Annotated in this window: 9 protein-coding genes; 1 reads left to right on the top strand and 8 read right to left on the bottom strand. The window is 62.6% G+C overall.

From position 1 onward, the window contains the following. Positions 1-1,112: 1,112 nt before the first annotated feature. From PLANPX_RS25150 to PLANPX_RS25135, 4 genes are all read right to left on the bottom strand, one after another. The gene (locus PLANPX_RS25150; RefSeq protein WP_152101383.1) at positions 1,113-2,435 is read right to left on the bottom strand and encodes a hypothetical protein; all 1,323 of its coding nucleotides are present in this window, start codon (positions 2,433-2,435) and stop codon (positions 1,113-1,115) included. 264 nt (positions 2,436-2,699) lie between these two features. Beyond that, positions 2,700-3,482, bottom strand: coding sequence for a class I SAM-dependent methyltransferase (locus tag PLANPX_RS25145; protein WP_152101382.1), 783 nt, complete (start codon positions 3,480-3,482; stop codon positions 2,700-2,702). A gap of 261 nt (positions 3,483-3,743) precedes the next feature. Continuing rightward, complete coding sequence (locus tag PLANPX_RS25140; protein WP_152101381.1) at positions 3,744-5,123, bottom strand: GTP-binding protein; 1,380 nt, start codon at positions 5,121-5,123, stop codon at positions 3,744-3,746. A gap of 37 nt (positions 5,124-5,160) precedes the next feature. Continuing rightward, the gene (locus PLANPX_RS25135; RefSeq protein ID WP_172992322.1) at positions 5,161-6,735 is read right to left on the bottom strand and encodes a YcjF family protein; all 1,575 of its coding nucleotides are present in this window, start codon (positions 6,733-6,735) and stop codon (positions 5,161-5,163) included. Positions 6,736-6,873: 138 nt separating this feature from the next. Between PLANPX_RS25135 and PLANPX_RS25130 the strand changes: the two genes are divergently transcribed. Further along, entirely contained in the window at positions 6,874-7,857 is a 984-nt protein-coding gene (locus PLANPX_RS25130; protein ID WP_152101379.1) for a quinone oxidoreductase family protein, read from the top strand. Between the two features lie 95 nt (positions 7,858-7,952). On the opposite strand, the gene PLANPX_RS25125 is transcribed toward PLANPX_RS25130, so the two are convergent. The 4 genes from PLANPX_RS25125 to PLANPX_RS25110 all read right to left on the bottom strand — a co-directional run bounded on the left by PLANPX_RS25125 (position 7,953) and on the right by PLANPX_RS25110 (position 14,527). Continuing rightward, on the bottom strand, positions 7,953-10,238 hold the full coding sequence (locus PLANPX_RS25125; protein WP_152101378.1) for a glutamine amidotransferase: 2,286 nt from the start codon (positions 10,236-10,238) through the stop codon (positions 7,953-7,955). A 151-nt stretch (positions 10,239-10,389) separates the two neighbouring features. Continuing rightward, the gene (locus PLANPX_RS25120; protein ID WP_152101377.1) at positions 10,390-12,531 is read right to left on the bottom strand and encodes a vWA domain-containing protein; all 2,142 of its coding nucleotides are present in this window, start codon (positions 12,529-12,531) and stop codon (positions 10,390-10,392) included. A 103-nt stretch (positions 12,532-12,634) separates the two neighbouring features. Further along, a complete protein-coding gene (locus PLANPX_RS25115; RefSeq protein WP_232536240.1) occupies positions 12,635-13,531 on the bottom strand; it encodes a DUF58 domain-containing protein in 897 nt (298 codons plus the stop codon). Between the two features lie 6 nt (positions 13,532-13,537). Continuing rightward, the gene (locus PLANPX_RS25110) at positions 13,538-14,527 is read right to left on the bottom strand and encodes an AAA family ATPase (RefSeq protein ID WP_232536441.1); all 990 of its coding nucleotides are present in this window, start codon (positions 14,525-14,527) and stop codon (positions 13,538-13,540) included. Positions 14,528-14,871 lie beyond the last annotated feature (344 nt).

Raw genomic sequence — 14,871 nt, 5'->3', positions numbered from 1 at the left:
CCCCAAGAGTTTGCGACAGAGACAACTAATTTTAACACCGATCGATCGTAAGTTGTTGGCTGTTCGACATTTGGTAAGAGATTACAACTGCAGCAACATCGCCGGGATGCATTAAGCTTTTGCCGACGCAAATGTTCGCTGCAACTGTCAGTCTCTGCCACTCGAGCGAGGCGCGAAGACTCATGAGAGTCGACGCAACTAGCGCGAGAATCGAACGACCAAGTCATTCGTCCGCTGAATCAAACGCTACGGCGACGAACATATCGCCGCGCCATCATTGGCATCCGCAACGGCTCAATTCAGCAGCAATCCGCTAACTATTAAGGACGCACCGCCAGTCGCCATCGCGAGGTCAGGATAAATCCTGCCGACGCTCGACGACCGTGAACTGAGATTCGCTGCCCCGGACCCAAGGTAAACGCGATCAAATGCGTGCCGTTAATGGCGTGGTCGCCGGCGGACTTGCTTCGTCGGGTGACGCGTGGGGGGCACGTCAGAATTACCGAAACGGAGCATTCCGGGGCTAAACCGCGGATTGGCTATCGTGCGTCTGGCTTGATCTGCGTGTGAGGTGGGGAGGGAACCTGGCCGATTCCAGCCTTATAATTTTACCTACCGCAGAATCGGAGTCTAGCAAAAAATCGGAATTACCGGCCCGAGCCGGCCGCTGCATTGCATCCCTATTCACTATGCGCAAACGGGAGCCCTAACGGACGCACCAAGTCTGCGATTCGCGCCGGGTTGCGGGAAATCGCCTACCCATTGCGCTCTTGCGGACGAAGTTCGTCTCCCGACCTGCTAACTCCAGCTCCCTCCTTCCGCGCGAACCTTCATGGACACCTGGGTAGGCTTCGGTCGAACGCACTAGCAGAAAAGAATTGAAAAAGACGACCCGAAAGTGGGGGAGAGGGTCGCGTCGGGGCGTCCGACAGGCGGCCCGTGGGCCGATCCCTAAGACTAGCTTACGGTTGCGCGACGGGGTGGTTCCAAAAATTGTGGGAGGGGTCTCCGACCCCGATGCCGCGATCAGTTGCCAGTGCCGTCTGTGGTGGTGACCGTTATCGGCGTCGGAGACGCCTCCCACAGACGATTTTGAGCCGGGAGGGGCGTCTCTAACGCAACATGTCTTCGCGGGAGGCTTCGTCGAGATCAAGCCAAGTGTTGCTCAGCCGGCTCCGCTGGGCGATTCGTTTAATGGTGAGTGATTCCTTGTCGATCACCACCAGCAACTGTTTCAGCAGCGACGACGCCTGGGCGATGTATGCCGTACTGGTCTCGGCGAGGCGCCAGCTTTTCCAGCGGTCGAGGCCGGGGTGTTCGCCAAAGATCCAGACCAGGCGCGGGTCATCCTTCGAAACTTTGGCGAGCGATTGGCACGCCGAGCAGACCCCCTCGCGGAGCACGGCCTTGCTCACCCGCTGCCGGCAACGCTTGCAGTTGACGAATTCGCCACGGAGGGCAGGGCGGCCCGAGACGGGGCAGGGTTCCGTGAACTCCGGCAGAACTCGCAGCCCGGTGACGCTGCAGTCGACCAACTCGCGGCGGAGGACGCGGCGGCCCGACTTCTGGCAGACGGCGATCTCTTCGACAGGTTCGATTTCCCCTTCGTCGGTCACGCCAAGCGAGAACGAGGCGACGCCCGATTCCTTGCCGACGTACGGCTGCGGCCGCAGCAGCGAGGCCCAGCCGCTGAAGGGGTGGTCGACGGTGACGGCGCCGATGGTGAATTGGAGCCGCCCCTCGGCGTGCCGGACCCACAGCACGGCGGCGGCCAGTGGCTCGGCGATCGCGACGGCAGGATCGCGGTCCGTCGATTGCTTCGCGGCGATCCGACGGCCGGCGGCGATGAGCGAGCGGATGGCAGCGTCGTCGATCCGCGGCGGATGCTTCACGATCGGCTCGAGTTCATCGAGGCTGAGCTGCGGCGTCAGTTCGTCGCTCACCGCGGAACCATCGGGAGCGACGAAGAGGTGACGGACTTCGGCGTCGTCGCCTTCCGCAACATATGACAACCGCAAGAACGGATGATCGGTGAGTTGGCAGCCCGCGAGGCGGATTTGGCCCCCTTCGATTGCATAGGCGCCGAAGAGCTTGGCGGTCACATCATTGACGGCCATCGGCTGCCGGGCGGGGCGGGCATGTACGACGGGGCCGTGCGACGCCAAGCGTTCCCGCAGCCAGCGACCAAAACGGCTGTCCCAGGCGAGTGGTTCGTGCTCAGGAGTGGCGTGGTCGTGATCCGCGAGGCGGAGCGTCGCTTTGCCGTCGAACGCGCTCCGCTCGCTGGGCGGGAGTTGGACGATCAGTTCGTCGCCGGCCAATTCCGCGGGGATTTGCAGTTCAGCCAGCGCCCAAGCCGCGAAGTGCGCAGCCGACTCCCGATGGACCGAATCCGGCACAATCGGCGTCAACGTTGGCGAAGCAGACGAACTCACGGCTTTGCAAGTTGGTTTGGTAACGGAGCTCTACGAAAGAATTTTAACCGCCAAGGACGCCAAGGACGCCAAGGCAATCCACTGTTCCCCGTTCCTCTTTGCGCCTTAGCGCCTTTGCGTGAGATCTTCTGAAGAAAGAATTGTCTCACGCAAAGGCGCTAAGGCGCAAAGTGAATCGGTGCAGAAGTCGGTTTAGGACTCTGCTCTTCGCCTTTCTTCGTTCCGTAGCCGCTTGGCGGTAAAGGAATTCAGCCTGGGCCGACATTACCGCCGTCTGAGGATGTAAACGACATCCTCGGTAGAACCGTCAATTTCGATCGGTTCGTCAATCTCGTAGCCGAAATCGTAGGTTTCGAGGAGTTCGAACTCGCCGACCTCGTCCAGCAGCGTCGCCATCTGGGCGGCCGAGTACATGCGGAAGCTCGATTCGTCGTTGATGCGGAACTGCCGCGTCGGCGTGTAGACGTCGAAGCTCATGCCGACCCGTTCCTGTCGGCGGCGGCGGTTGCGTTCGATGACCCACAGCCGCGAGAGGACCGAAAGGTGGCCGCGACGGGCCGCCCAACTTTCGGTTTCAAGCGGTTCGCCCTTGGTGGGCGTGAGATGGAGGCCGAGGGCGTAAATGCCGTCTTTGCGGAGCGACCGGGCGACGCACTGCAGGTGGGCGAGCGCCTGCGCTTCGCTGCCGAGATGGCGGAAGCTGTTGATCGTGTTGAACGCGGCGTCGGCAGGGCGTTTCAGCGTGAAGTCGCACATGTCGCCGACGAACGCGGTCGGCTTCAGGGCGTGCTTCTCCAGTCGCTGGTTGCAGAACTTGACCGCTTTCTCATTGAGGTCGAGCCCCGCGACGTCGTACCCGGCCTGCGCCATGCGGAACATCAACCGCCCGGTGCCGCAAGCAGGTTCGAACAGCCGCTTCACTTTGCCGCGGACATGCTTGGCAAAGCAGGCTTCGAGGAAGTCGACCTCCGCTTTCCAGTCGGAGCCGTAGACGAGGTCGTAGTACTTGGGGAAGTCATAGAGGTTGCCGTTGATTGTTTCGAGCATGTGTTAGCCAAGTTGTGAGATCGGGGAAAGGCAACCGCCAAGGACGCCAAGTAAATACAGTTTTCTTCTTAATTGCTTTTTGCGCCTCTGCGTGAGATCTGCTATTTCTTGAAAAAGATCTCACGCAAAGGCGCAGAGGCGCAAAGGAAGAAATGCATTGAGAGTTAATTGCATTCGTCGTGTTCGTTGTGTCGTCGTGGTTAGTTCTTCTCCGCATTTCCTTGGCAAACCTTGGCGTCCTTGGCGGTTCATCTTCTTTTCCTACTTCTTCCCAAACCAGGATTGCCCCGGTTCATCCGCATGGCGATTGGTGGCGAGCTTTTTGAGGATCTCTGTTTTCAGTTGTTCCAGCACCGACCGCTTGTCGGTGTTTTCCAAAATCTGCGCGACGACGGCCTTTGGCGACTGCTCGCCCCAGCTGGCGCCATGTTGGAAGTAGAACCGCGCCGCCTGGCCGACGATGAACGAGCCGAAGCCCGCCGCGGCGCCTTGTGGGACGGCGGTGAGCACCGTGCCGAAGCCGACGGTGAGCGACTTGAACGCCGACGAGGCCCAGCTGACCGATGCTTCGAGGAGTGTGACGAGGCCCGCCGATTTGCCGATCGACATCGCGAGCGATTGGGCGTTGGCGGTGGTGATCGAGATGCCGTAGATGCGGCCGAGCGTCACCACCATCGCCGCGTCGACGGCGACGCCGCCGAGGACGTCGACCACTCCGACGGGGTTGAGCGCCACGGCGAGCGACTTCGTGACGGCGAAGCTCCAAATTGTGCGGGCCGCCTCTTCCTCGCGGAAGCGCACGCGGAGGGCCGCCATCCGGTCGCTTTTGTCGGCGGCGAAGATCGCGGCGTTGAGCGCGATGAGCGCCTTGCCATCGGCAGCGAGAAGTTCAATGATCCGCGCCTTCACTTCTTCCACTTGCGGCGGCTGCTTGCGGTACTCACTGCGCGTCGATCCGTCGGCGGCTTCAATGACGTATTCGACCTCGCGCGGATCGGCTTGCGCGAGGACGATATTCTCGGGCCGAATGATCCCCGCGTAGCGCGGACCGTTCAGTACCGTGAGCAGGTCGTTCAACTGATCAGGCCGGTAGAGATCGGTTTTATTGAGTACCAAAATGAGTGGCTTGTCAGTCGCGGCGAGATCGACGAGGGCACGGTACTCGGTGTCGTTGAGATCCGAGTCGACGACGAACAGCACCAGATCGACGCGGGCCGCCGCCTCGCGGGCCATCTCGCCGCGCTTGGCGCCGTCGACTTCGTTGAGACCCGGCGTGTCGACGAGCACCACCTGCGAATCGGCGAAACCCGGGACGCAGTAGCCGGCCGATTCCCACGGCACATGCCATACGTCCTTCGTCCAGCCGCCGCGAACGTTCACCGCCGCCCGCTGCTCGCCGCAGAGGGCGTTGATGAGGGCGCTTTTGCCGGTGCTGATCTCGCCGAAGACGGCAATGTCGACGCGGCCCGACTGCAGCTTCTCGGCCATACGGCCGAGCTGGCTCATGTCGTCGGCAAGCTCGCGGAGTTCGGCCTCGTTGCACCCCTGGAAGTGAGCGATCGCCGACTGTAGCGCGCGCATCGACGCCTGGTAGTCAGCATCAGGCTGGGCGGCGGTCGGCGATTGCGGGACGTTGCTCATGTTTTAGGATTCAACTTGTTTCGTATTCCTTGGCGGTTCAATCTTCTTTGTCTTCTGTCGAGGCGGCAAGGTTGAGTTGTTCGCGGCCGAGCGAGATCAGCCGCCGCAGCGACTCGGGGCGCGTCAGCAGTTTCCATTCGCTGCGGGCGACTTCGGCCAGGCCGCCGGGCGGCGGTTGCATTTCGTTCTGCAGGTACTTCACAAACACGTTGCCGACCCAGCGGGTGACGAGCGCCTGCACTAGGCCCTGCAGCAGCCCACCGGCGACGGTGCCAACGCCGGGGACCGTTTTCAGCAGCGAGGCGATCATCGTTCCCGCGACCGGCGCCGCGGCGGTGGCGCCGACCATCGCGAGCAAGTTCTTGGAGAGCTGCGCGAGGATCTTTACCGCCATGTCGGCGTCGAGCGGTTGCTTGTAGACCCGCGCCAGATCGAGCACCATCTTCAGCGTAATCGCCGTCGAGCCGGCGATGTCTAGCAGCGGCAGCGGGTTGATCCCCGCGGCGCCGCCGGCGGCCCACATGTAGCGGTTGATGATCTGGTCGGCCCGTTCGTCGAGATGCTTACGGACTTGCTCCTTCGCATCGTCGACGAGCCCGCGCGATTGCAGCAGCAGGTTGGCAAGCAGCAAGTCGGAGCCGTCGCGCTTCACCACTTCCAGCATTCGCCGCGCGAGGGGCCGCACGTCGGGGGGCGTTTCGACGAAGTCGCGCTCCTCGCGGCCATCGGCTAACACTCGGACGCGGGGACGCTCGCCGACGCCGGCTTGCACCGCCACCACGTCGGCGGCGTCGATCGACGGCAACTGCTCGGCGATTTGGCCCACTAGCTCCTGCTCTTGCCGTTTGTCGTACCAGTCGATTTTGTTGAGGCAGACGAGCACTCGCTTTTCCATCTCGCGGAGCGTCTCAACGAGTTCCACTTCGTACGACTTGAGCGGCCCGTCGACCACTAGCAGCACGAGGTCGGCATGCTGGGCCGAAGCGGCGGCGATCGCGGCGCGACTTTCGCCGCGGACCTCGGCAAGGCCGGGCGTGTCGACGAGGATCACGCGATCGGCCCCCGGCCAGGGGACTTCGCAGCGGGCCATCGTCGTGCCGCCGATGACGTTCGACGAAAAAATGTCGCGCCCGGCGAGCGCGTTCATCAGCGTCGACTTGCCGCTGCTGATCGTCCCGAAGGCAACGATCTCGAGCCGCTCTTTCGATTGCTTTTCTTGCAGGGCGAGTAGCTGGCGCTTTAGTTCTTCTCGCAGTTCTTCGGAGGCGATCTCGTCGTCGACGAGCTCGTGGCTGTGGGCGAGGTTGTCGGCGAACTCCGAACGTCGTTGGCCGGCGGAGAGTTCGCTGGGATTCGCGAGCCGCTGCGAACGTCGCTGTCGTTTGGCGCGCGAGTTCTTCCAGACGCGATAGAAGAAGTAGGCCGACGTGCCGCCGAGGACGAGCACTCCCGCAGCGACCGCGGCGAGGTAGGCGTAACCGAGCCACGGATGCCGCTCGGCGATCTTTTCGTACCCTTCGACGAGATCGGGAACCCAGGCGACGAGCGCATAGCCGAGCGCGACTGCGTAGAGCAGCAGCAGGAAGCCGAGATTGCGCGGTCGCCAGTTCATGGGTTCACAAGTATAGGTCAACGGCCGCATTGTAGCAGGCGGGCGGATTGTGCCTGCTGTAGGCCGCGTTGCCTGCTGGTCGGTAGGGCCGCTATTCTGTCATTCGCTGACGAAACTTCTCCCTTGGATCGCTCCGCCATGAAAGCCGCCTACATCAACCAGACCGGCCCCGCCGAGAACATCGTCGTCGGCGAACTCCCCGCTCCGACGCCCACCGGCAGCCAAGTGCTCGTCCACGTTGGCGCGGCGAGCGTCAACCCGATCGACACCTACATTCGCAGCGGCCTGGCGCCGATGCCGAACATGCCGTTTCCATTTGTCATCGGCAGCGATTTGGCGGGCGTCGTCACGGCAGTCGGGCCCGACGCGAAGCGGTTCAGAGTGGGCGACCGCGTGTGGGGGGCCAACGAGGGGAAGCTTGGCCGGCAGGGAACGTTTTCAGAATTGGCGGCAGTCGACGAGCAGCGGCTCTACGCCACGCCCGAGCATGTGAGCGACGAACAAGCCGCGGCGCTCGCGCTCGTCGGCATCACGTCGCACCTCGGCTTGGTGGAGCACGCCCAGCTGCAACCGGGCGAGACGGTGCTCGTGAACGGCGGCAGCGGCGGCGTCGGTTCGACGGTCATCCAAATGGCCCGCGCGATTGGCGCCACAGTGATCGCCACGACCAGCGGCGCCGAGAAGATGGAATACTGCCGCACGCTCGGCGCCAACCATGTGCTCGACTACCGTCACGACGACGTGCCAAAGCGCGTCGCCGAGCTCACCGGTGGCGTCGACGTCTGGTGGGAAACGTCGCGGATGCCGAACTTCGACGCGATCTTCGCCGCGATGAAGCTCCGCGGCCGAGTCATCCTCATCGCCGGGCGTGCGTCACGCGTCGAGTTCCCCGTCGGCGCGTTTTACACGAAGTGCCTGAGCCTTCACGGCTTCGCGATGTTCCTGGCGTCGGCCGAAGTGCAACGGCAGGCCGCGGAGCAGATCAGCGAGTGGCTCGAAGCGGGCAAACTGCACGCGAAGATCGATCGTGTGGCATTGCTCGATGACGCGGCGGAGTTGCATCGCCTGCAAGAAGCGAGCGACAGCGGAGCGATTCGCGGCAAGCTGGTGGTGAAGATGTGATTTCAGCCCCTGGCTCCGCCAGGGGGGCGGTCGCCATTCCAGTACGCTTCGTCCTGAGCAGTGCCACCGCCCGGCAGAGCCGGGAGCTAAAATCGTTACACCAACCCCCACCGCTTCCGCAAAAACCACTCCGCCGACAGCAGCCCGACGAACGAGACCAACACCGGCCAGCTGTCCCACAAGGTGAGCGTTTCGACAATCTCTTCCTCGAACTCGTCGGCTCGCTCTTTCAGCTTTTCGAGCAGGTCGGGCAGTTCTTCGGGGGCGAGTCCGGCGCCGCCGGCGTCGGCGGTGATGCGGGCGAGCGAGGCCAGCAGCAGCGGCTCCGCGGCGGGCTGGTCGAGTTCGACGTCCTGGTCCGAGATCGTGAACCTCGCGGCCGCGTTGCCGACGGTTTCGCCCTGGTCGCGAGCGGCAACGACGATGCGGTAGTCGCCCGGCTTTTCGGTGGCGGTGAAGTTACCGATGGCGCCGCCGTTGCGCGAGGTCGTCCGCACCGTTTCGCTCGTGCCGTCCGGCTTCTCGACTTGGACGTTGAAGTCGGCGCCGTCGAGCACGCCCCCTTGGGCATCCTCGGCGCCGACTTTGAACTCGACGCGGCTTCCTTGTTGGAACCGCCGTTGGTCGAGTCGTACCCACACCCGCTCGCCGCCGGTGTCGTCTTTCTTGGCGAGCCACAGCACCAGTTGCCGCCAGAAGCGGCGGTGGACTTCGCCGAAGCCTTCCATCTGCCAGTGCCAGGTCGAGTCGACGGCCAGCGCGGCCGAGCGACCGTCGCCGTAGGGTGAGACGATCAGTAGCGGCGAGCGGCTGCCGTCGTTCCCCTCGGCGATGACGCTGGCGATGGTCTTCTTATTGATGCGGTCGAGCTTGTTGGCGCCGTCGAGCCCCGGCAGCTCGCGCCAAATCGCTTCGTTCTGCTGGAGGTCGCCGTCGCGCATGCGGAGGATCGGATGGATCTCGCCGCTTAGCGGGACCGGCAGCATCTTGATCGGTCCGGGGACATGGACGTCTTTTCGCGGCGGTTCGCCGAAACTCTGTCGTTCGGTACGGCTCATCTCAATCGGCAGCACATCTTGCAGCGGCGTGCTCGCGAAGCCGCCGGGGCCGAAGCTGTGGAATCCTCCGAGCATGGCGAGGCCCATCCCTTGCTCCACTTGCTTGGCCATTTCGCTCCAACTGCGGGCGCTGAGGCCGCTGGCGTCGACGTCGCCGAGCAAGATGACGTCGTACTTCTCTTCGCGGAGCTGATCGCGGATGTCGAGTTCATTCGGCTGGTACTTGATCGCCTCGTAGTCGACATGCATGTCGGGGTTGGCGGCCAGGGCGGAGCGCACGAAGCGGGGCTCGATGCCTGGCATGCCGCCGACGCGCCCGGCGCCGGCGAGGTAGAGAATCCGCACGCCGCCTTTGAGGACCGTGATGAATGTGCTCTGCTGGTTGTTCGTGGTGATCAATTCCCCTTCGGGCGATTCGACCTGCAGCGTTACCTTGTACTCGCCCGGCGCCTTGGGCGTGTAGCTAAGCCGCACAGGGTAACGCGTTTTGCCCGGCTCGATGCGAATCGTTTGGGCGTCGACCGGCTCCTGCTTGCGGTCGGCGTTCTCCCACAGAAGTTGCACCTTCACGGTTTGATTCTTGTAGCCGGCGGCGGTGACGACGCCTTCGACGGTGGTCGGCGTTTCGGCGAAGACCGCATCGCTCGCTAGCATATCGCTGAGTCGCAGGTCGTTCGATTCGCCGAGCGACGGTTGGCCGAAGGCGAGCGTGTAGAGCGGGATGCCGTCGCCGGCTAGCTGCCGGGCGGCGGTTTGCGGCGGCATGTCGCGCGGGGCGAACGCCCGTTGGGCGCCGTCGCTCAGCAGCACCACCGCGACGATCCGCTGCTGGGCTTCGCGGGCGAGGATGTCTTCGATCGCGGCGCCAATCGCCGTTTGCTGGCCGGTTGGTTCCGCGGGGAGGTCGAACTTGCCCGCGGCGAATTTCAGCGGCTCGCTATCGCGGCCGAAGCCGTAGGCGTGCACGGCCCACGACTCGGCGAGCTCCGCGAACTCGCTGGCGGAGTCGGCAAGCGCCGTGCGCATCGCCTCGTAGCGCGTCTTGCCGCCGGTCGCGTCGGCGACCGACATGCTCCGCGACAAGTCGGGAAGAACGACGAGCGTGCCAGGGAGCTTGCGGGTGGTGCGAGTTTCGAGCGCCGGCCGCAGCATGGCGAGCAGCAGCAGGATGAGCGTCAACAGCCGCAGGCCGGTGAGCGTCATCCGCCGCTGCAGCGATTGCTTCCGCTGCGACGGCCCGATCGCCAAGAGCGGCGCAAGCGCCAACGCCGCGGCCATCACAAGCCACCAGCTGCCAACGGGATCGAAACTCCAACCGGTCATTTTTGAATGAATGCTGAACTGCTAAAGGCGTTGGTTAGGGGGAGTCAGTGGTCCGTTGTCCGTGGTCAGTTGCTGCTGTCGCCTGGAGCGAGCCGCCATCGCAAGCAACTGACAACGGACCACTGACAACTGACAAAATGCGTCTAGCGGTTCAATCTTTGTCCTTCCCTTCGCCATAAAATCGATTTGCCAGCAAGTGCTCCGTTCCCCAAATGACCGCCACCAGGCAGATCGCCCAAGGGAATAGTTCGCGGCCGGAGCGGCCGACGTCGACGTATTCTTCCACCATCTCCAAGTTCTCGGCGAGGCGGAAGCGATCTTTCGGCAATGCGGCCGTCAGTTTCTCGGGATCGAAGCGAGCGAGGTCGCTCAGCTTGGCGTTCGCGTTCACGCTGAAGCCGCGGTCGAGACGTTGCGACTTTCCGCCGGCAGTGAGGCGATAGTTGCCGAGTTCGTCGGTCACGCTGATGGCTAGTTCATCTCCGCCGGTCGCGGCGACGCGCGAGCCGGCCTCGCCATCGGGGAGCCGCAGCACGTAGCTGCCGACTTGCTGCTGCTGCGTCAGGTGAAGGCGAGCCGCTTCGCCCGCCAGGTAGTCGAGTCGCTCATCGCCTTCTTGCGAGAGATAGCCAACAAGTTGGTCGACGATGCCAATGAAGGGCCACGCTTCCGCCGGCAACACGTTCCACGCAGCGCGGCCGACGGGGTCGAGCGAGTCGGAGAAGGGCGTCGTCGAAACGAGCACGCGGCCACGGCCGGCCGGGCGTTCGATGAAGGCTGGTTTGTCGTTCGCAAAGTTGGCGATGACGTATGCGTCTGAGCTGGGATTGCTAGGCTTATCAAAAGTCCAATAGCTAAAGACTCGGCTGAATTGCCACTGAATGCCCTCGGCCTCGTTTTTCAGCCCCGCGAGCGCTGGATGGTCGAGTCGTTGCGGCCGCAAGTAAGTATCGGCGTGCGCGACACGCTTCAGCTTCCCGGGCAGCAGCCGCTGGGCCGCATCGCCGTTGAACGAATCAAGGTGGTCAATCGCGTTGTGCCCCAGGAAGATTCCCACGCCGCCCCCGTTTGATGCGAAGTCCCACAGTTGGCTCCATACCTCGGTCGACTGGGCGCCCGGATCGAGCAGCACCACGGAATTAAATCCTTCGAGCGGCGTCTTCGCCAAGTCGGCGAACGTCGTCACCGTCACGTCAAAACGACTCGCGCCCCCCAGCGAGGCGCCAAGGGCGTACTCCACGAACATCGCGTCGTCTTTTTGTTCGGCGACGATCAGCGTTTTCGCGGGCGGGCGCACCTCGACGGTGAAATAACGTTCGTTGTCGAACATCAGCGGATCGCTCGCCGTGAGCACAAGCGATCCCTGGTGCGTCCCCAGCGGCAACTCTGGGATCTCGAACACCATCCGGCCGCGGCCTTGGTCGTCGAACTCGACGAACCGCTCGGCCTTCTTCTGTGGCTTGCCGTCGGCGTCGGTGAGCATGAACTCCACGAGCGGCGGCGAGCCTTTCAGGTTGCTCGTCACGTCGGTTTCGATGTGGAGCGCTTCGCCCGGCCGCAGCACGCTGTGCCGCAGCTGAGGTTCCCCAAGCGAGGCGTTTTTCGGTTCGGCGACGCCGCAGTCGACGACGTAGATTCGCACGTCGGGCGCCTTGGCGAGCGCCTCGTTGATTTCCTTCACCCCGTCGTCGTTCCAGGCGCCTTGCGACAAGTCGGTGAAGACGAAGACTTCTTGGCGACGATCTTCTTGCTCGGCGGCGAGTTGAATCGACTCGAGCACGGCGTCGACGAGCGGCTTCGCTTCCGCGGTCGGCCGCAGGTTTTGTAGTCGCGATGAGGCGGCGGTAAGATCGGGGGCGTACCCGTGCGCGGCGCGGCCGAGATCGGTGACAGCGACGATTGCATCTTCGGGAAGTTTTTCAACGAGTTCGAGCGCGAACTGCGTCGCCTTGTCGAGCCGCGACTCGTTTTGATGGATGTATTCCATCCGCAGCGAATTGTCGACGACAAGGTTCACCGCGAGCGGGGCGTTGTCCTTGCCTCGCAAGCCAGAGCCCTGCAGCGTCGGTCGCGCGAGGGCGGCGGCGATCCCGGCGATCAGCAGGCAGCGAAGCGCCAGCAGCAGCCAATGCCGCAGCTTCATGCGTCGCCGATTCGAATCGCGCCGCTGCTTGACGAACCGCAACGCCGGAAAGGTCATCTCACGCGGCTTCTGCCGCATGACGAGATGGAGCGCCACGGGAATCGCGACGAGCGCGATGCCTCCTAACAGCAGTGGCGTGAGGAAACCCATGGTTGCAATGCCTAAATGACGAATGACGAATGACGAATGATTCGCGGTGATCGCATGCGTCCCCCATTCGTCATTCTGGCTTCGTCATTCGTCATTTTGCCTGTTACCCCATATTCCGTCGGCTCAACAAATACTCCATCAGCGCCTTGTCGAACGGCATGCCGGTGTGGAGCGGTAGGTAGTCGATGCGGCTTTTCGCGCATTCGCGTTTGTACGTTTCGCGGAATTCGCCGATCGCCTTCAAATAATCTTTCCGAAATCCGTCGGCGTCGACTTGAATCCGCTCATGCGTTTCGGGATCGCGGAGTTCCACGAGTCCATCAAACGGGAAATCGACCTCGGCTTGGTCGAGCACATGGAACACGATCACTTCGTGCCCGCCATGTTTCAGGCGCCGCATCGCTGCGAGGACCGGTTCGGGATCGACGAGCAGGTCGCTGAAGATCATCACCAGGCTGCTATGCCGCAGCATCGCCGCGAGTTGGATGAGGCTGGTGGCGATGTCAGTCTTCGCCCGCGGCTTGAGGCGTGCAAGGTGCGACAGCACGTTGCCGATCTGCTGACGCTTCGACTTCGGCGGCAGCACGTCGATGATCTTCTCGCCGAAGGTCACCAGCCCGACAGGGTCTTGCTGGTGGACCATCAAGTAACAGAGCGCCGCAGCGATGCAGGTGGCGTACTCGAACTTCGACAACTCTTTCTGGTAGCGGTACGCCATCGACCCGCTGAGATCCATCGCCAGGTAGCCGGTGATGTTTGTCTCGGCTTCAAACTTTTTGACGTAATACTTGTCAGTCTTGGCGTAGACGAGCCAATCGATATCCTGCGGGTTATCGCCCTGCGTGTATTTGCGATGCTCGCTGAACTCGACCGAGAAGCCATGAAACGGACTAGCATGCAGGCCCTGCATGAAGCCTTTCACGATAAACTGCGCGCGCAAGTCGAGCCGCGAGATCTGGCGGATCACTTCCGGCTTCAGATATTTTTCGACGGCGGCCACTTCGCGCTAACTCCCGTACTTCGGAATTTCCGGCGTCGGGATTTCCTTGAGCAGCTTCGCGATCACATCCTCGTTCGTGACCCCTTCAGCTTGCGCTTGAAAATTCGTGCTCACGCGATGCCGCAGCACTGGCACGGCCACTTTCTGAATGTCTTCCACTGCCACCGCAAACCGACCGTCCATCGCCGCCAGCGCCTTGCCGCCGTAGATGAGGAACTGCCCGGCACGCGGGCCGGCGCCCCAGTCGACCCATTCGCGGACGAATTTTGGCGCCTTTTCATCCTTCGGCCGCGTCGCCCGCACGAGCGCGGCGACGTACTTGATGATGTACTCGCTCACAGCGACCGAGCCGACGAGCTTTTGCAGGTTGAGAATCGCACGCGACGAGAGGATCTTCCGCACCTCGGGTTTCTCTTGCCGCGTGGTCGACGTGAGGATCTGCTCCTCTTCGCTCGCGGTGGGATACCCGACCTTGATGTTGAACATGAACCGGTCGAGCTGCGCTTCCGGCAGCGGGTAGGTTCCTTCTTGCTCGATCGGGTTCTGCGTCGCGATGACGAAGAATGGTTCGGGAAGCGTGTAGGTCGTTTGGCCGACCGTCACTTCGCGTTCCTGCATCGCTTGCAGCAGCGCGGCTTGTGTCTTCGGCGGCGTCCGGTTGATTTCGTCCGCCAGCAGAATGTTCGAGAAGACCGGGCCCTCGACGAATCGGAAGCTCCGGCGACCATGCTCGTCTTCTTCGAGCACGTTGGTACCGGTGATGTCCGACGGCATCAGATCAGGCGTGAACTGGATGCGCTTGAAGCCCAGGTCGAGGATCCGCGCGAGCGTGCTCACCATGAGCGTCTTCGCCAGCCCCGGCACGCCTTCGAGCAAGCAGTGGCCGCGGGTGAAGATCGCCGCGAAGATTTGCTCGATGACCTCGTCCTGGCCGACGATCACCTTCTGCAACTCTTGCTGCATGATGCCGCGATGCTGGCGAAACTCTTGGAGGATGTCCCCCAGGTTGCGTGATGGTTGCGTCGTCGACAACGGTCGAGCCCTTTAAGCGGTAAGTGAGTATCTATCGATTGAGGTCTGCGGAACGCGCTCGATGACAAAATGACGAAATCCGAATGACGAATGAAATGCGAGATTCGCTTGCGTCCTTCATTCGTCATTCGGATTTCGTCATTCGCTCATTCCCAGTCTATAGCTCCCCCAGAAGAGGGACAATTCAACGCTCCAGTTTCCATCTTACGCATCCGCTCATTGTTTACGCAGTCGACGCAACCTACGATGTGAGCTAGGCGATCTTGCCGCGAAAGCAGCGTCGCCGGGCCGCATGGAAGGAGTCTCTG

The sequence above is a fragment of the Lacipirellula parvula genome (assembly GCF_009177095.1).
In the GTDB taxonomy this organism is placed as follows: Bacteria; Planctomycetota; Planctomycetia; order Pirellulales; family Lacipirellulaceae; genus Lacipirellula; species Lacipirellula parvula.
The sequence above is the reverse complement of the archived record's forward strand: the minus strand, read 5'-3'. Positions and strand labels throughout refer to the sequence as shown.

Bases quoted from the DNA above. Each gene is read 5' to 3' on its own strand.
- PLANPX_RS25145 (WP_152101382.1), bottom strand. From the start codon at position 3,482: ATGCTCGAAACAATCAACGGCAACCTCTATGACTTCCCCAAGTACTAC.
- PLANPX_RS25140 (WP_152101381.1), bottom strand. From the start codon at position 5,123: ATGAGCAACGTCCCGCAATCGCCGACCGCCGCCCAGCCTGATGCTGAC.
- PLANPX_RS25135 (WP_172992322.1), bottom strand. From the start codon at position 6,735: ATGAACTGGCGACCGCGCAATCTCGGCTTCCTGCTGCTGCTCTACGCA.
- PLANPX_RS25130 (WP_152101379.1), top strand. From the start codon at position 6,874: ATGAAAGCCGCCTACATCAACCAGACCGGCCCCGCCGAGAACATCGTC.
- PLANPX_RS25125 (WP_152101378.1), bottom strand. From the start codon at position 10,238: ATGACCGGTTGGAGTTTCGATCCCGTTGGCAGCTGGTGGCTTGTGATG.
- PLANPX_RS25120 (WP_152101377.1), bottom strand. From the start codon at position 12,531: ATGGGTTTCCTCACGCCACTGCTGTTAGGAGGCATCGCGCTCGTCGCG.